Below are 20091 nucleotides of genomic sequence, written 5' to 3' on the forward strand. Positions count from 1 at the left end.
CCGAAGATCAGTAGCCCGGCGGCGGCAGTGCGGCGTTGGGGTTTCGCTGGAACCACTCGACATCCTCGTTGACGCGGTCGAGTTCGTCCTGCACATCGCGCTGATCGCGGCGGATGTCGTGCATGTCGTCTTCGAGATCCTCGATCCGCCGGCGCAGTTCCGACCGGTCACCGTCCTTGGCATCCCTCAGCTTGTCGGAAAGCTCATCGATGCTTGTCTCCTTGGAGCTATAGTCGTTCTGCATCGAGCTGAGGCGCGCCTGCAGCCCATGCTGCTTGCTGCCGAGGCCGAAGCCGCGCAGGAAACCGGGTGCGGTCTGGGGCGGGCAGACATTGGCGTAGCCGCTGCCCGCCTGGCCGCGCGCAAGCCCGCTGAGCGGCGTGCAGTAGCGCACCAGGCCAGTCTGATATCCCTGAAACCAGATCGTCTGATCGGGCACGATCTTGACCCGCTCGCAGGATTTCGCATGTGCGGCGAAGCGTTGTTGCGGCTCGTGGCCTGCTGCCCCGTCGCTCTCGCCGATCACCCGCCAGTCGGCGGCGACGCATTCCTCCTTGGACAGCGTGTTGCAGGAGACAAGGAAAAGGCCAAAGCCGATGGTGGCGGCAAGCGCAAGAAACGAGCGGATCATGGCGTCCCGGGTAAGATGAGGAGTGCGATGCCGCAGCTTAGCCGCAGGACAAGCCCGCGTCACCGGAGCAGCGACGCGAATTTGCAGTTTTCATGGCTTTTTTCTGTCAAAATTACGGCAGCGCAGACTGCGTCAGAGCAGCGGGGCCAGCCGCAGCGTATCCAGATCCTTGGCAAGCATCAGCGCCAGCGCCTCGACCGCCAGATTGTGGTCATCGCGCTGCGGCAGTCCTGAGACGGTGACGGCGCCGATGCAGCCGGTGCCCTTGACGTTGATCGGGAAACTGCCGCCATGTGGCGCATAGTCTGCGCCGGAAAGCCCGTTATCCTCGACCGTCTTGCCATCCTTCTGCAGCTTTAGGCCGGAGGCATAGCTGCTGCGGAAATAACGCAGCACCATATTGCGCTTGCGGCGGACCCAGTTGACGTTGTCGGGCGTCACACCCGGGAGTGCCGCATAGAAGACCGGCATCGAATGCAGGGTCACGTCGATCGCGATGCCGAGGCCACGCTCGGTGGCGAGTTCCTGCAGGAGCTTGCCGAGCTGCCATGCCGTCGTCAGATCAAAAGCGTCGAAGCTTAGGACTTTCTCCTGCTCCGCGATCCGGCTGAGATCGTCCTCGATTGTCATGATGAGCGTTCCTCTTGCGCGATGATCCGTGCAGACCATTCTCGCGGGGAGCAAAAAAGTAAAGCAAAAACTTGGACCTATCCCTGGAGCAACTCCAGCAAAACTGCGCCGCGGTTTTGCGTCCGCAATTGCGCGAAGACAAAGAGATAGAGCATTTTCATCACTCCGAAGAAAACGGAAATGCTCTATGTCAGAGCTTCGGCGTCAGCATCTCGAAGCGGTCGCGGGTAGTGGCGCAGGTATCGCCGCCAAGCCTCGCAATGGCATCCACCGCGGCCGGATCGACATGCAGCCGTTCAGGATCGACCACGCCGTCGCGATAATGCGCGTAGACGATCTCGCCCATGACGATCTGCCGCGACCGGCCGAGCTCCAGCGTCACGTGCCGCTTGCATTCGAAGGCGGCCGGCGCCTCGGCGATAAAGGGCGAGGCCACCTTCTCGCCCGGCATCGCCGTCAAGCCCGCTTCCTTCAACTCGTCGACGCCGCGCGGATATTTGGCGCCGCAGACATGCATCGCCTCGGCGATCGCGAAGGAGACGATATTGACCGTGAACACCTCGGTCATGCGGATATTGTGGCCGGTATCCTTGAACGACATGTCGACATTGTTCTCGACCCCGATCGCAAGGATCGGCGGATCGGCCGAGAGGCAGTTGAAGAAGCTGAAGGGTGCGGCGTTGATCCGGCCGTTTTCGTCGACCGTCGTCACCAGAGCGATCGGGCGCGGAATGATCGTGCCGATCATCAGCTTGTAGCGTTGGCGCTCGGTGAGCTGTTGGAAATCGAAGGAAACGGACATCGTTCAGCCGACCTTCAGGACCGGCGAGAAACCGCTCATCGCCCCGGTGAAGGGTTTCGGCAGCGGCGACGCGTAGGAGCCGCGCTTGCTGGTGGAAAGCCCGAGCGACACCAGCGCTTCGGCCTGCTTGACGGCGGCGGCGACACCGTCGACGACAGGCACGCCGTAGATCTGCTGCAGTTCGCGCGCCAGATCGGTCATGCCGGCGCAACCGAGCACGATCGCCTCGGCGCCGTCTTCCAAAAGCGCCCGCTCGATCTCGGCCCTGAGCTTGCCGATCGCGCCCGAGGCCGGATCTTCCAGTTCCAGCACAGGGATGTCTGAGGCGCGCACCTTGGCGCGGTCGCCCATGCCGTAGCGGCGCACCAGATTGTCGATCAGCACCCGCGAGCGCTCCAGCGTCGTCACCACGGTGAAGCGCTGCGCCAGGAAACCAGCCGTCACCACGGCGGACTCGCAAAGCCCGAGGATCGGCACATCGGCAAAGGTCCGCGCCGCTTCGAGCCCGGTATCGTCGAAGCAGGCGATAACAGCCGCGTCATAGCCTACACCCTGCCGTTCCCTGAGTTCGGCGAGCAGGCCGGGAATCGCTAAGGCCCCGTCGTAGTGCCCTTCGATGGAAACCGGCCCCATGCGCGAGGTGGCCGCGATGATCTCCGTGCCGGATGCCGCCACCGCGCGCGCGGCGGTGGCGGCTTTCTCGGTCATGGAGGCCGTGGTGTTCGGATTGACGATGAGGATGCGCATGTCAGTTTATCTTTGCCTGCCGCCGGCTGAGCATCGTCATGATGCCGAGTGCGATGAGAATGATGGTGAAGGAAAACAGCGTCGTCACGGTGCCGAGCGCATAGAGCACCGGCGTCGTGACGTTGGTGGTCATGCCGTAGATTTCAAGCGGCAGCGTGTTGTAGGTGCCTGATGTCATCAGCGTGCGGGCGAATTCGTCATAGGAGAGCGTGAAGCCGAACAGGCCGACGCCGATGAGGCTCGGCGCGATCATCGGCAGCACGACATGGCGGAACGTCTGCCAGGAGCTGGCGCCGAGGTCACGCGCCGCCTCTTCATAGGCCGGCGAAAAGCGGTTGAAGACGGCAAACATGATCAGCACGCCGAACGGCAGCGTCCAGGTGAGATGCGCGCCGAAGGCCGACGAATACCAGGCGGGCTTCAGCCCTCCCTCCTGGAAAACGACGCCGATGCCGAGCGAGATGATGATCGACGGCACGACAAGGCTTGCGACCGTGGCATAGAACAGCGCGGTCGAACCGCGGAAACGGCGGCGGAAGGCAAGGCCGGCGAGCAGTGAGACGACGACGGTCACCGCCATCACCATCAGCCCGAGGGTGAAGGAGCGGCGGAACGAGGCGCCGAAATCGCCGACCGCCTGCTTCTCGAACAGATTGAAGAACCAGTGCGTGGAAATACCGTTCATCGGGAAGGTCAGGCCGCCGTCCGGCCCCTGGAAGGAGAGGATCAGGATCGCCGAAAGCGGGCCGTAGAGAAACAGCACGAAGATGATGAAGAAGAGCGCCAGCAGATAGAATTCCAGGCCGCGTTTTTCGTGGCTCATCTCAAAGCTCCTTGCGGATGTCGACGACGCGCAGGATGGCCGCGACCATCAACAGCACGACGGCGAGCAGCACCACTGCATTGGCGGCAGCGGCCGGATATTGCAGCAGCGACATCTGGTTCTTCATCATCAGCGCCACCGAAGCGCTCTGGCCGCCGGACATCACCTGCACCGTCGAAAAGTCAGCCATGACGAGCGTGACGACGAAGATCGTGCCGATCGCCATGCCGGGTTTGGCGAGCGGGAAGACGACGTTCCACAACACCTGCCAGCCGGAGGCGCCGGCATCGCGCGCCGCCTCGAACAGCGATCGGTCGATGCGCATGAGCGTGTTGAAGATCGGCGTCACCATAAACAGCGTATAGAGGTGCACCATGGCGAGCACGACGGCGAAATCGGAATAGAGCAGCCATTCGATCGGCTGCGGGATGATGCCCATCTTGATCAGCGTCGAATTGACGAGGCCGTTGCGCCCGAGCACCGGGATCCACGAGATCATGCGGATGATGTTCGAGGTCATGAACGGCACGGTGCAGACGAGGAAGAGGATCATCTGCGTCGAGGTCTTGCGGACGTGGAAGGCCAGGAAATAGGCGACCCAGAAACCGATGACGAGCGTCAGCGCCCAGACGATCGCAGTGAATTTCAGCGTGTTGAGATAGATCTTCCACGTCACCCACGAACCGAGCGTGTCGGTGTAGTTCATCGTCAGGAAATCGGGATAGAGACCGGCAAAGTCGTAGTCCCAGAAGCTGACGACCGCGATCATGGCGATTGGCAGCAGGAAGAACAAGCCGAGAATGACGAACAGCGGCGTCGCCTGGAGATAGGAGATCGCCGATGGGGAAAGCCTCAGTCCGCGCCCGCCGCGCGCGCCCTGGCCATCCTCCTCCGTTTCCGCTGCGATGGTCGCCATGATCCGGTTCTCCGTTCTGATTACGTCAAGTGGAACGAAGGTGCGTGCCGCCCCCTCATCCGCCTGCCGGCACCTTTGCCTGGGTCGAGCCACTGGTCTCGACCCGTCCTTTCGGCCCCCCACTGGGGAGAAGAGATTCGCGGCAGCGCCTAGACTACCGCGAACTTGATTTTGTCTCACGACGTGGCCACGGACTCCCTCTTCTCCCCAGCGGGGAGAAGGTGGCCCGAAGGGTCGGATGAGGGGGCGGAGCGAAGCGACGTCTTGAGCATCGCGAAAGACAGTAGCTCTCCGCCCTCTCGACGTGGATCAGGCAGCGATGAACTCGTTCCAGCGACGGACCATGTAGCGGTCCTCGTCCATGACGGAGTTCCAGCAGGCGACAGCACCCATGCGGGCTTCGAAGGAACCGCCGTCGCGAACGGCACCGGCCTTCTCCATGACCTTGCCCTCGGGAGACAGAATGTCGCCGGCAGCCGGCTTGCCTTCGATCCAGTAGCCCCATTCGTCGGCCGACATGAATCCCTTGGCGGTGTCCATGCAGGCGGAATAGTACCCTTGGCGGTTGAGATAGCCGCCGACCCAGCCGGACGTGTACCAGTTGATGTATTCATAGGCGGCGTCGAGCTGCGCGCCCTTGAGGTGCGAGGCGAGACCGAGACCGCCGCCCCAGGCGCGGTAGCCTTCCTTGAGCGGCTGGAAGGTGCAGGCGATACCCTTCGAACGGACGGCGGCGACAGCCGGCGACCACATCGACTGGATGACCACTTCGCCCGACGCCATCAGGTTCACCGACTCGTCGAAGCTCTTCCAGAAGGCGCGGAACTGGCCGTCGCCCTTGGCCTTGATGAGGAATTCGATCGTCTTGTCGATTTCTTCCTTCGTCATGTTGCCCTTGTCGGCATATTTGATCTTGCCGGAAGCTTCCATGATCATCGCCGCATCCATGATGCCGATCGACGGGATGTTGAGGATCGCGGTTTTGCCCTTGAAGGCGGGATCGAGAATATCGGCCCAGCTGGTGATCGGACGGCCGGTGAGATCAGGACGGATGCCGAGCGTGTCGGCATTGTAGATGGTCGGAACCATCGTCATCCACTGCGTCGGCTCCTTGGCAAACTTCTTGGAATCCTGCGCTTCGACGAAGCCGACCGTGTGCGGCGCCGTGCCCTGGGCGATGACGCTGTCTGCCTTCAGTTTGCCGTTGATGAACAGCGGCACGATCTTGTCGTAATATTTCAGCTTCTTGACGTCCATCGGCTGCATCACGCCGGTCGGGAACACCTTCTTGGCGATCCAGTATTCGACGTCGGCAATGTCGTAGCTGTCAGGCTGGGTGACGGCGCGCTGGGCGGCGGCGTCGGAATCGGTTGCCGTCATCTCCAGCGTGATGCCGAGATCGGCCTTGCACTTCTCGGCGATGGCATTGATGTTCGAAACGCCGGTGCCGAACTGGCGAAGCGTGATGTTCGTCTGCGCCCAGATGGTGGGAAAGCCGGTGATGGCGCCGGAGCCGGCGATGGCGCCGACGGCAGCAGCACCCGTCTTCAGCAGCGTGCGGCGGGAAAGCCCCTTTTCCGCCTTGGTCGATGTCGTTTCAGTCGTCATGTCAGTTCCCCTTTTCTTGGATGGAAGGTTCAGTGTTCTTGATGGTGATGGCTCATGCGGAAGAGCGGCCGAGAAGCACGGCATCGTCGAGCGCCCAGCTGAGCGAGACGGTGTCGCCGACGGCAACCGGCCGGGCGAAATAGTCGCCGTCGTCGGCAATGACGGTGAAGTCGTCGCTGCCGGCGCCGAGGACGGTAATCTTCACGGAAGAGCCGCGATATTCGATGTTGGAGACGATACCGTCGAAGCCGAGCGTCCATTCGGTCGCCACCTGCAGGCGCACGCGGTCGGTGCGGATACCGATATCGATGGGCTCGCCGACTTCCCTGCCCGTCCCGCGCACGGAAAAGCTCTGACCTTCCGGCACGGTCATGACGAGCACGCCGTTCTCGTTCGACGTCACCCGGCCGGACAGCACATTGTGGTCGCCCATGAACCGCGCGACGAAGGCCGTCGCCGGCCGCTCGAAGACCTCGCGCGGGGCGGCCGCCTGCTCGATCCGGCCGTCATTCATGATGACGATGACGTCGGCGAGCGCCATCGCCTCTTCCTGGCTGTGGGTGACATGCACGAAGGTGATGCCGAGCGACTTCTGCAGCTTCTTGAGTTCGGCGCGCATGCGGATCTTCAGGAACGGATCGAGCGCCGACAGCGGCTCGTCGAGCAGCAGCGCTTCCGGATCGGTGATCAGCGCGCGCGCCAGCGCCACGCGCTGCTGCTGGCCGCCGGAAAGCTGGGCCGGACGCCTATTGGCATAGGCCTCCATCTGCATCAGCTTCAGCATTTCGAGCGCCTTGGCCTGCCGCTCTTGCCTATCGATACCCTTCATCTTCAGGCTGAAGGCGACGTTGTCGATCAAATCGAGATGCGGGAAAAGCGCGTAGGATTGGAACATCATCGCCGTGCCACGCCTGGCCGGCGGAAAATCGGTGACGACCACATTGCCGAGGCGAATATCGCCCGACGAGATGCTCTCGTGGCCGGCGATCATGCGCAGTGTCGAGGTCTTGCCGCAGCCCGATGGGCCAAGAAAGCAGCAATAGGAGCCGGCGGGGATCTTCAGGCTGATCGCATGGACCGCCGTCGTCGCGCCATAAACCTTCGAAACGGATACTATATCGATCTCTGCCGCTTTCGACATCATGCCTTCCCCTGTTCGGAAAAGACGATGCATCTGCCGTGCCAGACTCCGATGCTTGCAGCAAGCCATTGCGAAATAATGATTTTATCAACACCGCAATGGAGAGAGCAAATTATAGGCGCAAAGCGATCTGCACATGATTTAGGCTATCGTGCGCAATTTGTGCAAAACATCGTATACAATCCGATTGCAATTTCGGGGACAAATTCTGTTTAACTTTACCACGAAGCCGGGTATGGTTTGCCGACCATCAGGAAATAAATTTCATGAAATCCGCCGCCAAGGCTCAGCAGGCCGAAGACTCCGCCGAAACCGGCGCGCAACAGATTCGCGATGCCATTCGCGAAGCGATCGTCGAGCGCAGGCTCTCGCCCGGCACCAAGCTTTCAGAAAGCGATGTCGGCAATCTCTTCAACGTCAGCCGCACGCTTGCGCGCGCCGCCCTGCAGGCGCTCTCCTATGAAGGCCTTGTCAGCGTCGAGAAGAACCGCGGCGCCTTCGTCGCCTATCCCTCGCCCGAAGAGGCTCGCCAGATTTTTTCCGCCCGCCGCCTGGTCGAGCCAGGCATATTGCGCGAGGCGGCGGCGCGGATCACGCCTGACGATATTAGCCATTTGCGACAGCTTCTGCTGGAAGAAGGCCGCCTGATGAGCGAGCGCGGTCAGACGGCGCGCCGCGCCGAAATCAAGGCATCGGGCGATTTTCATCTGATGCTGGCGGCCATATCGGGCAATTCGATCATGCAGCGCTTCATGGAAGAGCTCGTCGCCCGCTCCTCGCTGGTGATTGCGCTCTACGGGCAATCGACCGCATCGAGCTGCGGCCATTCCGAACATGGTGACATAATCTCGGCAATCGAAGCCGACGAACTCGACCGCGCCTGCCAGCTGATGCTGCACCACATCACCCATATCGAGGCCGATCTCGACCTGCGCGAACGCAAGAGCCTGGGTCTCAAGGAAGCCTTCGAACTCTGAACATGCAAAAGATGCGGGCGCGGATGCTTCCCGCGCCGCGCTTCAAACGGACTCTCGAAACGCTACCAGGGCGTCTTCTTCGGCAGCAATTCAAAAGCCGCGAAGATATCCTCGGCGGTCATTGGCTCGCTCGAGCGCAGCTTCACGATTCCGTCCCGTCCGAGCAGGATCAGCCCGAACTCGCCGGACGGCGGTCCCTGCAGCCGATTGCGAATATCGTCGGCATCGAGGTCCCAGTCATCGTCGAACAGCGCAAACGCGCCGCCGCCAGCAATACTGAACACCTCGACGTCTTCCTCGATCAGGCGCATATGCGCCTTGCGCAGCCATTCATCCTGGATGAGCGCGCGGTCATCTTGCGCATCGGCGAAGATGATCAGCACTCGTTTTCTGTCGCGAAACTGCTCCAGCGATTGCGGAAGCTCAGGCTCACGCCTGGGAGTACCGATGATTTCATGAACAAAAGATTTCAGCATGGTGCTCATTCCTCGGCCATCGCTTGATGTGGCCGTGCCTGCCGGATTAAACGGCTGGCAATAAGCGAGGTTCCGCCAAAAGCGGAAAAGGATCGCAGCCATGGCCGCGATCCTTATTCTATCAGTCGCGGCCCTGGTCTTCGGACGCGTGGGCCGACACGGCGACGAGATCCGCAGCCCCGGTGACGAGAAGGCGCTTGCGCACCAAAACGCGCATGACACGCGCCGCCGTCGAGAAGGTCATCTGGTCGAGCGGGCCTTCGCCCTCCCACGGCTTGGTCAGCCGTTCGGTGACGGCGCCGACGATGTTCATCGGCACGATGTCGGTGCATTCGCGCATGGCTTCAAAAACGAAGCTGATCGGCATGACCCGTCCTTCGTAGGTCACGATCGGTTCGGTCAATTCGCTGTCCCATTCCTCGAAGGCATAGAGCGCTTCGCGAAACAGCTGCTGGAGGTTAAACGGCGCGTGGCCGTCATGAAGTGGCGGCAGTGCATTCATCATGTCTGTCTCCTCTTGATGGGTTGAAGCCAAAGTCCTCCGGTCTCGGTCGCGCCAACGCGGGGAACGGAACATTTCGCTGCCCCTGCGAACCGAATAACACTATTGATTCTATAGAGTAACGCGCCGGCGTAAAGCCCATTTATCCGCCACCGCGGAAGCGATTTCCATAACACCCTGATATTCTTGCGTGTTTTAGACGAAATTTTCTCCGCGCACACCAGCCTTAAAAATCTATGCCACCCGCCTAGGATCGCTCCGAAATGGCACGGCGAGGGCGAAAAAACCCTGAAAACTCACGGAACTTTTGTAGCTGTAATTTGTTTTGTTCTCACAATTCGCAACACACACTGGGGTTACCACCAATGACGCAAATCCGTGAACCGGAGCGCCGCAGCAGGATCCTGCGCGGCCGCCCCTATAGCCTTGATGAATTCGCCTCCAAATATGGCCTCCGAAACGAGCAGGCAGAAAGCCTGTTCACCCGTTTCGGGCCGTCCTCGATCGAACTCGACCTGCTGATGGCAGCCAAGCGCCGGCCGCCGGTTCTGCAGGACGGAATTGCCGAATAGCACTTTTGACGAATGGAATAGAGAGATGAGCGATAGACGCCACGAATGGATCAGCAAACGGGCTTACGCGATCTGGGAGGAACAGGGCCGGCCTGATGGCCGCGGCGACGAGCACTGGCGCCAGGCCGTTGCCGAACGAGACGCGCTGGAGCGCACGCAGGCCTCGTCCGATGGTCGCGAGGTCCTGGTGAAGTTTCGCCCGAAGCCGCAACGGCCCGAAGCGCCATGCGCCGGCTGGTTCAGCCCAACCGCAAACGTCGGCTGAACCCTTTCTCACACCGGACCGGGCCGCTTAATCCGTACAGGATGAAGCGGCCCAATCGCGGCGAATCCCGTGGCTCAATCCCCTGCGGGATCGCGCCGCTCGATGCCAGATCGAGCAACTCAGTCGAACCTTAACCGGAAGCGCGCCTGAAAATCTCCCTGCCACCACATCGGGAAATTGGTTCCCCATTTATTGTTGTGCAGATTGAAGCGAATGCCAGAGCCGAAGTCCGGCCGCGTCCTATAGAACGTCATGAAATCTGAGCCTTGCGGCGCAACGAGCGGCGCATCGAAGGTTTCGATTGTCAGCAGGCCATCGACAAGATCACCGCGTGCTGCGGTCACAGCCTGCAATTGCCCGCCGCCGCTCGTCGCAATGTTCCCGGATCGATGCCAGAGGCCCATCTTGCGGAAATTCCAGTCCCCGTCACCCTCAGGCGTGAAGGAGAGGAAGCTTGCCTCCGGCATGCGGTTGGCCGGCTTGTCGTGCAATGTCAGGCTGAGGTTCAGGCGATCGCCCTCGGCGATGAAATGCAGCATCACATGCGGCGGCGCGCCATATTTCTGCACCGCCACTGCCGGCATCGACAGAAGGATGCCCGCCCCATCAGTCGCTTCCAGCGCCGGCAGAGAAACCTTCGAAAGTGCTGCCCCGGACCGCGCAAGCCCCGGCTTGTCATGGTCGAGCACCGCCCATTCCTGGCGATGGGTCAGGTAGGTCTCCATGTGCCTGTTAACGTCGCCGGCATCGTAGCTCTCATATCGATAGGCGATCAGCGAGCCGTTGCGGCCGGAGATCGTCCGGCCGGAGGGCGAGGTGATTTCGGCGACATCGCCGCTCGCACCGTCGAGCGCGATCGACCAGCCGCCGGCCTGCAGGCGGAGCTCCCGCCCGCCGCCCTCGATCACGGCAGGCGTGGCGAATTCGGCAAGCACCGCCTGGGCCGCCTGCCGGTCCGTCTCGTCAAGCTGCGAGACCGCTTGGTCGAGATAGGCCCGCTGCTCGTCCCACGAGGCTTCGGTATAGGCGAAGCGATAATCGGATCGGCGCGCGGCCTCAAAATCGGCCCGCGACCACGCCTTATCGTCGCGCAGATAGGATTTGATATCGACGCCGCAGGTATGCTCGGCCACCATCGCCAACCCGCGCCCGAAGGCGAGACGTCGCGCATCGAGCCCATCCGCCGCGAAACGGTCGTAGAGCCGCTGCAGCGCCAGGAACCGCGCCGTCTTCACAGGATCGCTGCCGCTGCCATGGATCCAGCTGTCGCCGAGTTCCAGCTCGACCACAGGGAAGCGCTCACGCTCGTCCCAAAGAATGGCGCCGTAATCCTCGAGCGTCGCAGCGCGGATGATCGCATCCGGCTCACGGGCGCGTAATTCGCGATAGGCTTCGGCCGTCTGCGGCACGCTCTGCGGCCCCATATTGTCGTTGGTATGGGCAAAGCTCAGCCCGTCCTCGAAACCGTCGGGGAAACAGGTCTCGCCATAGGAGCGCTGGTACATGACGACCACCTCCTCGCCGCCGGGCGCCCGCCAGCGGAAGATGTCGGGCACATCGGGCGGCGGTGAGGCCGTATTGACGCCGAGATGCAGGAAGCGGATGCCCGCCTCGGCAAGCAGCGGCACCATGCCGAGCGTATGGCCGGGCACATCGGTCATCTTCGCCGCGATCGTCGTCTTGCCGAAGCGCCGGTCGAGCTCCTGCGAATAGGAAAGCCCGGCCCGGAAAAGGTCGGGCGACATCAGCTCCGTATGCGTGGTGAACGGCAGGCCGTGCCAGCGGATCAGCCCGCGCTCAATCGCCTGTTCCAGCGCTGCCACCTCTCCCGCCGAGCGCGAATTCAGATGGTCCCAGATCAGCCATGCGCCCGTCGTCCAGATGAATTTCGGCTCGTCGGGATTTTCGGCATGAAAATGCTTGGCGGTCTCGATCGCCTGCGGAATGAAGCGCTCGTGATATTGCCGGCGGACTTTCTCGGCATGGTCGGTAAAGCCGATATCGAGGTGGGTCTTGAAGACCAGATGCACACGCTTTTCAGTCATTCCATTCCACACATCGGTGATGATACCCGAAATTCTGCCAGCGCTACAAAGGCGCGACGGAATGTAACCGTTTCCACAAACACCATTGCTCCTGCCACAAACGCTCCGTCAACCGTTTTGGAACAGATCGATGAAATAATGCGGATTTCTTAACCATAGATCCAGAACGCAGCGTCCGATCCTTTCGCCATCAAATCGAATCACGACATGAATGAAGACGTGTTCATCGGCAATTTTGGAGGAAAGGCGGTGGGATTTCCCTGCCGACTGGCGCGGGTGCCCCGCCCAGATTGCGGAGAAAAGGCTGGTCGTTCGGGGAAGGCCGATCGTCAGAAAGCGTTGCTTTCCTGGCAGAGCGCCCGGTGGACCTCGGTCCAGAACAGCGCCAGCGGCGTGTCACCGTTGCGTTCGGCAACGAGGGCGCGAATCAGCGCTTCGGAGCCTGCCATGTCCTGCCAGCTGGATTTCAGGCCCTTGGCGGCCTGTTGGCATTCGGCAATCTCGAATGGTCTCTTGCTGTCCATATGAGGTCTCCTCATGACAGGCGCTAGCAGGTGGGACCCGGATTGTCATTCCCCGCATATGTGGGGATGCCTTGTATTTATGACAGCGCTCGCGGTAGGATTGAGGGGATTGGGGCAGTGGAAATGATTGAGAATACCTACAGCGAAAAGTTCGAGTCCGCTTTCGAACAGATCAAGGCCGCGGCCAATGTGGATGCCGCCATCCGCATTCTCCAGACGGAATATGGCCTCGATTTCGTCACCTACCATCTCGCCCAGACGATCGCGGCCAAGATCGATTCGCCCTTCGTGCGCACCACCTATCCGGATGCCTGGGTCTCCCGCTACCTCTTGAACAGCTATGTGAAGGTCGATCCGATCGTCAAACAGGGCTTCGAACGCCAGCTGCCCTTCGATTGGAGCGAGGTCGAGCCGACGCCCGAGGCCTATGCCATGCTGGTCGACGCCCAAAAGCACGGCATCGGCGGCAACGGCTACTCCATTCCCGTCGCCGACAAAGCGCAACGCCGTGCGCTCTTGTCGCTGAATGCCCGCATCCCGGCCGAGGAATGGACCGAACTCGTCCGCCGCTGCCGCAACGAATGGATCGAGATCGCCCATCTGATCCACCGCAAGGCCGTCTACGAGCTGCATGGCGAAAACGATCCGGTGCCGTCATTGTCGCCGCGCGAAATCGAGTGCCTGCACTGGACGGCGCTGGGCAAGGATTACAAGGATATTTCGGTCATCCTCGGCATATCGGAGCACACCACGCGCGATTATCTGAAGACTGCCCGCTTCAAGCTCGGCTGCGCCACCATTTCGGCGGCCGCCTCCCGGGCCGTTCAATTGCGCATTATCAATCCCTAGCGCATCGGCCCGCAAAACCGCGGCTTTGCGCGACATGCTCTGCCCCCCTCATCTGGGGGGGCCCATCTGAGGGAATTTCCGATCCGGCCCGCATGAACCATTCTGCTTTCCACGAACTTGAAAACGCTGGAGGGCAAAATGTTCGTTATCATTCAGGCACATGAGTATCAGAAATACGCTGCCGTACTCGACCAGATGTTTCGCCTGCGCAAGAAGGTCTTCGCCGATACGCTCGGCTGGGACGTTCCCGTCATCGGCCCCTACGAACGCGACAGCTACGATTCGCTCGCCCCCGCCTATCTCGTCTGGTGCAACGACAGCCGCACCCGTCTTTATGGCGGCATGCGCCTGATGCCGACGACAGGCCCGACCCTTCTCTACGACGTCTTCCGCGAGACGTTTCCTGACGCCGCCAATCTTATCGCCCCCGGCATCTGGGAAGGCACACGCATGTGCATCGACGAGGAGGCGATCGCCAAGGATTTCTCCAATGTCGACGCCGGCCGCGCTTTCTCCATGATGCTGCTTGCGCTTTGCGAATGCGCGCTCGATCACGGCATCCATACGATGATTTCCAACTACGAGCCCTACCTCAAGCGCGTCTACAAGCGCGCCGGCGCCGAAGTGGAAGAACTCGGCCGCGCAGACGGTTACGGCAAATACCCCGTCTGCTGCGGCGCCTTCGAAGTATCGGACCGCGTGCTGCGCAAGATGCGCGCCGCCCTCGGCCTCACCCTACCCCTTTATGTCAGGCACGTGCCGGCCCGCTCGGTCGTGACCCAATTCCTGGAGATGGCAGCATGAACCGCCTCGCTGAAACCGCTACGCAGACCGCAATTCAGAAGGATATCGGCGCGCTGGAGCGCCATGTTCTCGCATCCCGCGACATCGCCACGCAGATAGGGGATCCCTTCCTCTCCTATCTCCTCTCGATGGCGCTGTTCACGATCTACGAGAAGAAGGCCCATCATGAGAACGAGGCGCTGAGGAGCAGCTTCAGCTGAGGGCCGGTTCCCCTCCGCCGCCTGAAGACGAGCATGTCTCCCGGCGCCTCGCGCGCAGCCGCAAAAACAGTCCCCGTTTTGCGGCTGCGCGCCCCCGTCATCTCATCAGGGCATTACCGTTACGTCATCAGGGAATTGATGGTCGAAATCAGCGCGTCGTGCATATAGGGCTTCGGCAGGAAAGCGGTATTGGCGGGCAGCGCCATCGGATCGAGCCGCACCATGCCCGAGGTGATGATGATGCCGATATTCGGCCGCATCGCCCTCACCCGCTTGGCAAGCTGGAGACCATCCATCGACCCGGCCATGTTGACGTCGGTGAAGAGGATATCGACATCCTGCCTGCCCTTCAGCACCACCAGAGCCTCGTCGGCATTTGCCGCCTCCAGCGCCACATGGCCGACCTCCTCCAGCACATCGAGGATATTGAACCGGATCAGCGGCTCGTCCTCCACGATGAGCACCACGGCACTGTTCAAAGCCACCATCTGCGATCGCCCTCTTCATGCGGAATGTGACTTGAATAAGTGTAGCCCGCACGAGAAGGTTCCAGTGGCTGCCCACGAAATATGCATCGTCCACAGATGCTTGCGCTCCCCGCTTGTGGCTCCCCCGGATTTGCGTTAGAGCGGAACCCGTGCTGCGGGAACCATTGCCCCGGCACCCAAGCGCCGGCGACCCGGCGCCAAGGGCCTGTAGCTCAATGGTTAGAGCCGGCGGCTCATAACCGCTTGGTTGGGGGTTCGAGTCCCTCCGGGCCCACCACTCTTCCCTTGTTTCAAGGGGCTTAGGGAGTGGTTAGCCAGGAAGGTTAGCCATCTGGTTAGCCCTTTGTTCCTGGCTTCGACTCGATATTGAGCACATCTTCAAAACTTCTCGCTTGATTCCGCCTTTCGTGGCGCGCCTCCCATTCATCGAGACGACGATGTTTGTGGTTGGCTTTCCAATATTGCCAGTCAGTCATGCACTCTGCGATTTCCCCCTGATAAAGATCGTGGTCCTTGAGGAACTTCTCGGTGGTCTCAGCATCCGGATTGTGGCCGATACCTTTGCTGGCGCCCAAGTTGAAAAACTGGTTCGCTAGGTCCTTCACTTTTGTATCATTGGCGCTGTAGATCGGAGACATTGTCCAGCTCCAATAATCGTAGTCATCATAGGGGTCGGATAACGACAGCACCCGATTAATGCGGTCATCCGGCAGCTGTAGGGATTTCAACCCGCCCACGATTTCTGCGATCGCTTCACGCTTTTGCTTCGGTGATAGGCCGCTCATTCGGTTATCACCCGCGATCTGCTGGACACTACGAGCGGCAAACACTTCAGCAAAGTCTTGCAGCTGCTTCACTGTGGCCCGAGCCTCTTCCAATTGTTTCGCCAGTTTTGCTGCCAGGCCTGTTGGACCAAATGTCAGGTCTTGGATGTCGTCTAAGCGCGTGGCTAGGACGGCAAAAACAAGAACGAACGCTACAGAAATGTAGCGAACCTGTTCTGCGCCAGTGAGGACGAGATAAAGGAAAACAACGAAAAGGATCACAGATGCAAGCAGTGCACCAACACGCATAATTTTTTCTCCACCGCTATCGGCGGGCCAACTATTCCGATGACGCTCCGACAATCTTTACTGCTCACCTATAATCAGCTGCCTGGCCGGCACACATTCACCGCCCGCGACGGAATAAGTCATTGCACCTCTTTTATTTTGAACGCTGAAAAGGCTTTGCGCACCTCCGAGCGATGGTTAAGCGAGAGAATAAACTTTCCTTTGAGAATCCTTAGCTGCCGTCATCCGCACATTCCCCTGCTCCGATCGTCTGGGCGCAATATCTCAGTTTCCGGGCGGCTATTCTAATTGATGGCCCCGGCGCAGAAGCCGAATTTCCCTGTCGCAGGTTGTTCTCCCCATAAACTTAAGTTCTCTACTGGTTGGAAGGACTTGCGACAGGACTTCTACCTTGTTTTCCAAAGCCCTGTTCGTTGCCGCTTGCTGTTCTTTTGCCGTGGAACCCAAGCGTTTCAATGCGACCTGACCCGGTGCGCGCTGGATATGGCATCCGCGCCTCGAGGCGCCAACAACATCTGTAGGCGTGGCCGAGACAGCCTTGATCGTGGCAGCGAGTGCCGGCGAAGGGTTTTTCAACCAATGACAAAATCTTGATCGACACCGTCCGTTATCGGGAGGCTTCATCGGCCCTACTTGCCAGAATTATTCGGACACTCTGCACAGTGAGGGATGGGGAGATGCTTCAAACTCGCAAACTATCGGCAGCCATGGCAGCCGTCTTCGTCATTGCCATGTCGGCATCGTCGTGCACCACGAGCTCAAGCGACTCGGTGCAGACGGGTTCGGTTGGCTATACCGCGCAGAGCGCTGACTTTGCCCTTCGGCCTGCCTGCCGCGATGGATTCGGCAACGATCGTCCGTGCAGTTATTAGCGCTGGAAAATTAGAAGTCTGATTGCGCGATAGTTCGCCTCCGGCGATGGCCACGATCACGCGACTTCGTCCGGCGGCATCATGCCCGATCGGCGCACATCCTAATAACTGCAAGAGCGCCCATCACTCGGCCTGAACCCACCCCCACACGCCGGATTAAGCGGCTGACGCTCATAATAACCGCCGCCGATCGACGACGTCTGGTCGAGGCTTCCGGACAATGTGCAGCCCGAAGTGATCGCGGCAAGGCTGATCAGCGTTCCGGTCGCGATAAATGCGAAAAATCGGTTCATCTGAGCTTCTCCTTCGGAGGGACATGGTTTTACCCCAAGCGGGCAATCTACCACCCACGGCCAACACCGACGAGGATTTATAGCAGCCGACCGCCCTCGACAGCCGCTTCTAACGGCAATGTGATCACGTTTTGGGCCAACCGCGCTCCAGCCATGCACTGTCGCATAACTGTCATGCTAAATTGCCCATTGTTACGGCAGTCTGGGCAAAATATATGCTGCCGGCTAACAAAAAAAAGAATGAGTGAACTGCCATGAGTGCCATACATAAACTTTTCAACCGCAATCTTCTGACCCGCTTCGTTGCTGGTCTCGGTGCGGTTCCCCAGCGCATTCGCGACGCACGCGAAGAGCGCAAGCCCGCTATCCATCCATCCTTCATGGACGATTTCGGCGCCTAGTCGGACAATTGGCGAGTCAACCGACTCGTCTGCCCCCGCGATTACGTCCTCCAATGTCATTTCAGTTGATATCTGATGGGAAGCCGCCAGCGGCTTCTGATCAGGCCGCGGCGGAAAATTCCTTGCGGAACCAGATCCGGTCGACAGGCCGGCCTCCCGCATGCCCGCTGATCCTGCCGAATTCGACATATCCGAGCTTCGGGTAAAAGTCCGGCGCCTGGGTCGAGAGCGTGTCGACGCAGGCCATGACGGCGGCGCGGCGGCGGCCTTCTTCTTCCGCCGCCGCCATCAGCGTCCGACCGATCCCGCTCAGGCGCAGCGATTTTTTGACCCACAGATTGCCGATGAAAAAGAACAGAGAAGGAAACGGACGCCGTTATCCCGCCGGCAAGCCCTCCACTCTCCCTCCAGACGATGTCGAAGGCCTCGCGTCTGATCTCAGCGCTCTCATTGAAGGCGTTCAGGCCGTCGGAGATCGCGGTGGCGATCTCAGACGGGACGGGATCGAGCGTTTCGAACATTGCTTCCTCGTCGTCGATGATCGCCATATGATAGCGAGCCGTCGGTTCCGGTCCAGCCGTTTCGGCTCTTAAGGCTCGGCGGACGTCCTCCGGGTTCAAGCTCCAATGCATGCAACCCGCAGATTTTTCTCTCGCTGCGCATGCGCCTGTCTTTTCCGCCGCAATAGCTTCACAATCAACCGACAGAAAGCTGTTCCGGGAAACGACAACCAAGGAATGAAAACATGGCGCCGATCTATACCAGAACTGTCCTGATGACCGCCCTTCTGGCGCTGCCGCTCGCCGCCGCAGCGCCCGCCTTCGCACAGGAGGCAAAGCCGCGCGAGCCGGTGATTTCGGTGACCGGCGATGGCGAATCCTCCGTCGCTCCCGATATGGCCATCGTCAATCTCGCCGTCGTCAAACAGGCGAAAACCGCCCGCGAAGCGCTCGATGAGAACAACAAGGCGATGAACGACGTGCTTGCCGCGCTGAAGAGCGGCGGCATCGCCGAGCGCGACCTCCAGACTTCCGGCTTTTCCATCCAGCCGCAATACAATTATCCGCAGCCGGTCGACGGCCAACAGCAGCAGCCGCAGCTGATCGGCTACCAGACCATCAATTCGGTCACCGTCAGGCTGCGCGATCTCGCCAAGCTCGGCGCGGTGATCGACCAGTCCGTCACCCTCGGCATCAACCAGGGCGGCGAAATCCAGTTCACCAACGACAAACCGGACGCCGCGATCGAAGAGGCGCGCAAGGCCGCGGTCGCCGATGCCGTCAAGAGGGCGAAGACGCTCAGCGAAGCCGCCGGCGTCAAGCTCGGCCGCATTCTCGAGATCAACGAGAATGTGCCGCGCGCAATGCCGCAGCCGGTCTATCGCGCCACGATGATGAAGGAGGCCTCCGACGCTGCCGTTCCCGTCCAGGGCGGCGAGAATAATTACAATGTCAGCGTCACCGTGACCTTCGCGATCGAGCAGTAAATTGAAAGCCCCGCGCGTCATTTGAGACGCGCGGGGCTCGGATTGCTGACAATGTGTGCCAATTACCTTCGTCATCATCCGGCTTGTGCCCCAAGCATCTGCCTCCGGTTGATAGGCTGCAGATCAGGCCGATCCTGTCCGTCTGGCGCCGGCGGCTGCCGCTCACAAAGCAAGACCCCTCCCCAACCCCTCCCCACAAGGGGGAGGGGCTAACATGCCGCCCCCACTTCACGTGACCTCCATCGTAGCAATCAGTAGAGCGGTAACAGCCAGCGACACGTCTGCTTTTTGGTCCCGCCGGGGCCACAGCTTAGCCCCTCCCCCTTGTGGGGAGGGGTTGGGGAGGGGTCTTGGATTCATACACAAGACCGGATGATGCCGGAGGAAAGAGCGCAGTCAAACTGAGCGCAAAAGAAAACCGCCCTTGCCGATCCGGGGAGACGGGCAAAGGCGGTTCTTGGCCGCCGCATCGGGGAGACGGGGCGGCGTTTTCGTCTAACGATTAGCGGCGCAGAGCGGGGCAGCCGCGCACATTGCCGAAGCTCATTTCATCTTGGCCGCGACGCGTCCAGCCCTGGACGATCACCCGGCGGGGCGTGATGTCAACGACCCTCGCGCGGCGGAAGCCGTAATCGCGAGCAAGGTTTTCGGCGAGCTGCGGATTGCAGCCGCGCGACGGCCGGCCGTAGCCCTGAGGCGGACGGTCATAACCCGGAGGCGGACGGCGATAGTTCTGCGGCGGACCACGGTCCGGCTCGCCAATAATGATATTCAACTGGGCGGCAGCCGGGACCACCGTGCCGGCAAGGGTACCGGCTGTCAGCATGACGGCAAGACCCGCCTTTGCCAGAAACTGCATCATCGAAAAACCTTTCGTTTGAAAGTCGGTGCGGTCGAGCCGCCCTCCCCATTGGTCCGCATCACGCCGAAGCGTCATTTGGGAATCACTCATACAGGTCAGAGAAG

25 protein-coding genes, 1 tRNA gene and 1 pseudogene are annotated in these 20091 nt (G+C 60.6%); 10 read left to right on the forward strand and 17 right to left on the reverse strand.

Annotation, left to right across the window (positions count from 1 at the left end):
- Positions 1–7 precede the first annotated feature (7 nt).
- From AC2444_RS14730 to AC2444_RS14765, 8 genes are all read right to left on the reverse strand, one after another.
- Positions 8–631, reverse strand: coding sequence for a DUF2799 domain-containing protein (locus AC2444_RS14730; protein ID WP_012758340.1), 624 nt, complete (start codon positions 629–631; stop codon positions 8–10).
- 132 nt (positions 632–763) lie between these two features.
- Positions 764–1261 carry a heme-degrading domain-containing protein gene (locus AC2444_RS14735; RefSeq protein WP_012758341.1) on the reverse strand — a complete coding sequence of 166 codons (498 nt, stop codon included), beginning with the start codon at positions 1259–1261 and terminating at the stop codon, positions 764–766.
- 190 nt (positions 1262–1451) lie between these two features.
- Positions 1452–2063 carry a flavin reductase family protein gene (locus AC2444_RS14740; RefSeq protein WP_012758342.1) on the reverse strand — a complete coding sequence of 204 codons (612 nt, stop codon included), beginning with the start codon at positions 2061–2063 and terminating at the stop codon, positions 1452–1454.
- 3 nt (positions 2064–2066) lie between these two features.
- Positions 2067–2810 carry an aspartate/glutamate racemase family protein gene (locus AC2444_RS14745; RefSeq protein ID WP_012758343.1) on the reverse strand — a complete coding sequence of 248 codons (744 nt, stop codon included), beginning with the start codon at positions 2808–2810 and terminating at the stop codon, positions 2067–2069.
- 1 nt (position 2811) lies between these two features.
- Positions 2812–3633, reverse strand: coding sequence for an ABC transporter permease (locus AC2444_RS14750; protein ID WP_012758344.1), 822 nt, complete (start codon positions 3631–3633; stop codon positions 2812–2814).
- Between the two features lies 1 nt (position 3634).
- The gene (locus AC2444_RS14755; RefSeq protein WP_012758345.1) at positions 3635–4549 is read right to left on the reverse strand and encodes an ABC transporter permease; all 915 of its coding nucleotides are present in this window, start codon (positions 4547–4549) and stop codon (positions 3635–3637) included.
- 309 nt (positions 4550–4858) lie between these two features.
- Positions 4859–6157 (reverse strand): ABC transporter substrate-binding protein, encoded by a 1299-nt coding sequence (locus AC2444_RS14760; protein ID WP_012758346.1) that lies wholly within the window; start codon positions 6155–6157, stop codon positions 4859–4861.
- A gap of 52 nt (positions 6158–6209) precedes the next feature.
- Positions 6210–7298, reverse strand: coding sequence for an ABC transporter ATP-binding protein (locus tag AC2444_RS14765; protein ID WP_041935557.1), 1089 nt, complete (start codon positions 7296–7298; stop codon positions 6210–6212).
- Between the two features lie 266 nt (positions 7299–7564).
- On the opposite strand from AC2444_RS14765, the gene AC2444_RS14770 reads away from it, so the two are divergent.
- Positions 7565–8275 (forward strand): GntR family transcriptional regulator, encoded by a 711-nt coding sequence (locus AC2444_RS14770; protein ID WP_012758348.1) that lies wholly within the window; start codon positions 7565–7567, stop codon positions 8273–8275.
- A gap of 62 nt (positions 8276–8337) precedes the next feature.
- Here AC2444_RS14770 and AC2444_RS14775 read toward each other — a convergent pair whose 3' ends face one another.
- Positions 8338–8751: a DUF4174 domain-containing protein gene (locus AC2444_RS14775; protein ID WP_017994755.1), complete on the reverse strand. Its 414-nt coding sequence runs from the start codon at positions 8749–8751 to the stop codon at positions 8338–8340.
- A gap of 121 nt (positions 8752–8872) precedes the next feature.
- On the reverse strand, positions 8873–9256 hold the full coding sequence (locus AC2444_RS14780; protein WP_012758350.1) for a BRA0787 family protein: 384 nt from the start codon (positions 9254–9256) through the stop codon (positions 8873–8875).
- 362 nt (positions 9257–9618) lie between these two features.
- Between AC2444_RS14780 and AC2444_RS14785 the strand changes: the two genes are divergently transcribed.
- Together AC2444_RS14785 and AC2444_RS14790 are read left to right on the forward strand one after the other, a co-directional pair.
- Positions 9619–9825 carry a hypothetical protein gene (locus tag AC2444_RS14785; RefSeq protein ID WP_012758351.1) on the forward strand — a complete coding sequence of 69 codons (207 nt, stop codon included), beginning with the start codon at positions 9619–9621 and terminating at the stop codon, positions 9823–9825.
- A 25-nt stretch (positions 9826–9850) separates the two neighbouring features.
- The gene (locus AC2444_RS14790) at positions 9851–10090 is read left to right on the forward strand and encodes a DUF2934 domain-containing protein (RefSeq protein ID WP_012758352.1); all 240 of its coding nucleotides are present in this window, start codon (positions 9851–9853) and stop codon (positions 10088–10090) included.
- Positions 10091–10209: 119 nt separating this feature from the next.
- Here AC2444_RS14790 and AC2444_RS14795 read toward each other — a convergent pair whose 3' ends face one another.
- Together AC2444_RS14795 and AC2444_RS14800 are read right to left on the reverse strand one after the other, a co-directional pair.
- Entirely contained in the window at positions 10210–12135 is a 1926-nt protein-coding gene (locus AC2444_RS14795) for a DUF5054 domain-containing protein (protein ID WP_012758353.1), read from the reverse strand.
- 329 nt (positions 12136–12464) lie between these two features.
- Positions 12465–12659, reverse strand: coding sequence for a hypothetical protein (locus tag AC2444_RS14800; RefSeq protein ID WP_012758354.1), 195 nt, complete (start codon positions 12657–12659; stop codon positions 12465–12467).
- A gap of 123 nt (positions 12660–12782) precedes the next feature.
- Here AC2444_RS14800 and AC2444_RS14805 point away from each other — a divergent pair, with 123 nt between their 5' ends.
- The 3 genes from AC2444_RS14805 to AC2444_RS14815 all read left to right on the forward strand — a co-directional run bounded on the left by AC2444_RS14805 (position 12783) and on the right by AC2444_RS14815 (position 14512).
- Positions 12783–13508 carry a LuxR family transcriptional regulator gene (locus AC2444_RS14805; protein WP_012758355.1) on the forward strand — a complete coding sequence of 242 codons (726 nt, stop codon included), beginning with the start codon at positions 12783–12785 and terminating at the stop codon, positions 13506–13508.
- A 138-nt stretch (positions 13509–13646) separates the two neighbouring features.
- Positions 13647–14312, forward strand: coding sequence for an acyl-homoserine-lactone synthase (locus AC2444_RS14810; protein WP_003541559.1), 666 nt, complete (start codon positions 13647–13649; stop codon positions 14310–14312).
- Positions 14309–14512 carry a hypothetical protein gene (locus AC2444_RS14815; RefSeq protein WP_012758356.1) on the forward strand — a complete coding sequence of 68 codons (204 nt, stop codon included), beginning with the start codon at positions 14309–14311 and terminating at the stop codon, positions 14510–14512. Before AC2444_RS14810 ends, AC2444_RS14815 begins: the two co-directional genes overlap by 4 nt.
- Before the next feature lie 119 nt (positions 14513–14631).
- On the opposite strand, the gene AC2444_RS14820 is transcribed toward AC2444_RS14815, so the two are convergent.
- Positions 14632–15000, reverse strand: coding sequence for a response regulator (locus AC2444_RS14820; protein WP_012758357.1), 369 nt, complete (start codon positions 14998–15000; stop codon positions 14632–14634).
- Positions 15001–15201: 201 nt separating this feature from the next.
- Between AC2444_RS14820 and AC2444_RS14825 the strand changes: the two genes are divergently transcribed.
- Positions 15202–15277 (forward strand) — tRNA-Ile (locus AC2444_RS14825).
- 58 nt (positions 15278–15335) lie between these two features.
- Here AC2444_RS14825 and AC2444_RS14830 read toward each other — a convergent pair.
- A complete protein-coding gene (locus AC2444_RS14830) occupies positions 15336–16073 on the reverse strand; it encodes a hypothetical protein (RefSeq protein WP_012758358.1) in 738 nt (245 codons plus the stop codon).
- 677 nt (positions 16074–16750) lie between these two features.
- Here AC2444_RS14830 and AC2444_RS14835 point away from each other — a divergent pair.
- Positions 16751–16945 (forward strand): hypothetical protein, encoded by a 195-nt coding sequence (locus tag AC2444_RS14835; protein WP_012758359.1) that lies wholly within the window; start codon positions 16751–16753, stop codon positions 16943–16945.
- Positions 16946–17046: 101 nt separating this feature from the next.
- Here the strand turns inward: AC2444_RS14835 and AC2444_RS14840 are convergent, their stop codons facing one another.
- Positions 17047–17238 (reverse strand): hypothetical protein, encoded by a 192-nt coding sequence (locus tag AC2444_RS14840; protein WP_012758360.1) that lies wholly within the window; start codon positions 17236–17238, stop codon positions 17047–17049.
- Positions 17239–17492: 254 nt separating this feature from the next.
- Between AC2444_RS14840 and AC2444_RS14845 the strand changes: the two genes are divergently transcribed.
- Positions 17493–17639 carry a hypothetical protein gene (locus AC2444_RS14845; RefSeq protein ID WP_003561157.1) on the forward strand — a complete coding sequence of 49 codons (147 nt, stop codon included), beginning with the start codon at positions 17493–17495 and terminating at the stop codon, positions 17637–17639.
- 100 nt (positions 17640–17739) lie between these two features.
- Here the strand turns inward: AC2444_RS14845 and AC2444_RS14850 are convergent.
- A pseudogene (locus tag AC2444_RS14850) lies at positions 17740–18187 on the reverse strand (GNAT family N-acetyltransferase).
- A 197-nt stretch (positions 18188–18384) separates the two neighbouring features.
- Between AC2444_RS14850 and AC2444_RS14855 the strand changes: the two are divergent.
- A complete protein-coding gene (locus tag AC2444_RS14855) occupies positions 18385–19125 on the forward strand; it encodes an SIMPL domain-containing protein (RefSeq protein ID WP_012758361.1) in 741 nt (246 codons plus the stop codon).
- Positions 19126–19627: 502 nt separating this feature from the next.
- Here AC2444_RS14855 and AC2444_RS14860 read toward each other — a convergent pair.
- Positions 19628–19987 (reverse strand): hypothetical protein, encoded by a 360-nt coding sequence (locus AC2444_RS14860; protein ID WP_026157429.1) that lies wholly within the window; start codon positions 19985–19987, stop codon positions 19628–19630.
- Positions 19988–20091 lie beyond the last annotated feature (104 nt).

Source organism: Rhizobium sp. WSM1328, assembly GCF_057653715.1.

Excerpts from the sequence above, each read along its gene's own strand:
- AC2444_RS14730 (WP_012758340.1), bottom strand. The coding sequence starts at position 631 with ATGATCCGCTCGTTTCTTGCGCTTGCCGCCACCATCGGCTTTGGCCTT.
- AC2444_RS14735 (WP_012758341.1), bottom strand. The coding sequence starts at position 1,261 with ATGACAATCGAGGACGATCTCAGCCGGATCGCGGAGCAGGAGAAAGTC.
- AC2444_RS14740 (WP_012758342.1), bottom strand. The coding sequence starts at position 2,063 with ATGTCCGTTTCCTTCGATTTCCAACAGCTCACCGAGCGCCAACGCTAC.
- AC2444_RS14745 (WP_012758343.1), bottom strand. The coding sequence starts at position 2,810 with ATGCGCATCCTCATCGTCAATCCGAACACCACGGCCTCCATGACCGAG.
- AC2444_RS14750 (WP_012758344.1), bottom strand. The coding sequence starts at position 3,633 with ATGAGCCACGAAAAACGCGGCCTGGAATTCTATCTGCTGGCGCTCTTC.
- AC2444_RS14755 (WP_012758345.1), bottom strand. The coding sequence starts at position 4,549 with ATGGCGACCATCGCAGCGGAAACGGAGGAGGATGGCCAGGGCGCGCGC.
- AC2444_RS14760 (WP_012758346.1), bottom strand. The coding sequence starts at position 6,157 with ATGACGACTGAAACGACATCGACCAAGGCGGAAAAGGGGCTTTCCCGC.
- AC2444_RS14765 (WP_041935557.1), bottom strand. The coding sequence starts at position 7,298 with ATGTCGAAAGCGGCAGAGATCGATATAGTATCCGTTTCGAAGGTTTAT.
- AC2444_RS14770 (WP_012758348.1), top strand. The coding sequence starts at position 7,565 with ATGAAATCCGCCGCCAAGGCTCAGCAGGCCGAAGACTCCGCCGAAACC.
- AC2444_RS14775 (WP_017994755.1), bottom strand. The coding sequence starts at position 8,751 with ATGCTGAAATCTTTTGTTCATGAAATCATCGGTACTCCCAGGCGTGAG.
- AC2444_RS14780 (WP_012758350.1), bottom strand. The coding sequence starts at position 9,256 with ATGATGAATGCACTGCCGCCACTTCATGACGGCCACGCGCCGTTTAAC.
- AC2444_RS14785 (WP_012758351.1), top strand. The coding sequence starts at position 9,619 with ATGACGCAAATCCGTGAACCGGAGCGCCGCAGCAGGATCCTGCGCGGC.
- AC2444_RS14790 (WP_012758352.1), top strand. The coding sequence starts at position 9,851 with ATGAGCGATAGACGCCACGAATGGATCAGCAAACGGGCTTACGCGATC.
- AC2444_RS14795 (WP_012758353.1), bottom strand. The coding sequence starts at position 12,135 with ATGACTGAAAAGCGTGTGCATCTGGTCTTCAAGACCCACCTCGATATC.
- AC2444_RS14800 (WP_012758354.1), bottom strand. The coding sequence starts at position 12,659 with ATGGACAGCAAGAGACCATTCGAGATTGCCGAATGCCAACAGGCCGCC.
- AC2444_RS14805 (WP_012758355.1), top strand. The coding sequence starts at position 12,783 with ATGATTGAGAATACCTACAGCGAAAAGTTCGAGTCCGCTTTCGAACAG.
- AC2444_RS14810 (WP_003541559.1), top strand. The coding sequence starts at position 13,647 with ATGTTCGTTATCATTCAGGCACATGAGTATCAGAAATACGCTGCCGTA.
- AC2444_RS14815 (WP_012758356.1), top strand. The coding sequence starts at position 14,309 with ATGAACCGCCTCGCTGAAACCGCTACGCAGACCGCAATTCAGAAGGAT.
- AC2444_RS14820 (WP_012758357.1), bottom strand. The coding sequence starts at position 15,000 with ATGGTGGCTTTGAACAGTGCCGTGGTGCTCATCGTGGAGGACGAGCCG.
- AC2444_RS14830 (WP_012758358.1), bottom strand. The coding sequence starts at position 16,073 with ATGCGTGTTGGTGCACTGCTTGCATCTGTGATCCTTTTCGTTGTTTTC.
- AC2444_RS14835 (WP_012758359.1), top strand. The coding sequence starts at position 16,751 with ATGCTTCAAACTCGCAAACTATCGGCAGCCATGGCAGCCGTCTTCGTC.
- AC2444_RS14840 (WP_012758360.1), bottom strand. The coding sequence starts at position 17,238 with ATGAACCGATTTTTCGCATTTATCGCGACCGGAACGCTGATCAGCCTT.
- AC2444_RS14845 (WP_003561157.1), top strand. The coding sequence starts at position 17,493 with ATGAGTGCCATACATAAACTTTTCAACCGCAATCTTCTGACCCGCTTC.
- AC2444_RS14855 (WP_012758361.1), top strand. The coding sequence starts at position 18,385 with ATGGCGCCGATCTATACCAGAACTGTCCTGATGACCGCCCTTCTGGCG.
- AC2444_RS14860 (WP_026157429.1), bottom strand. The coding sequence starts at position 19,987 with ATGATGCAGTTTCTGGCAAAGGCGGGTCTTGCCGTCATGCTGACAGCC.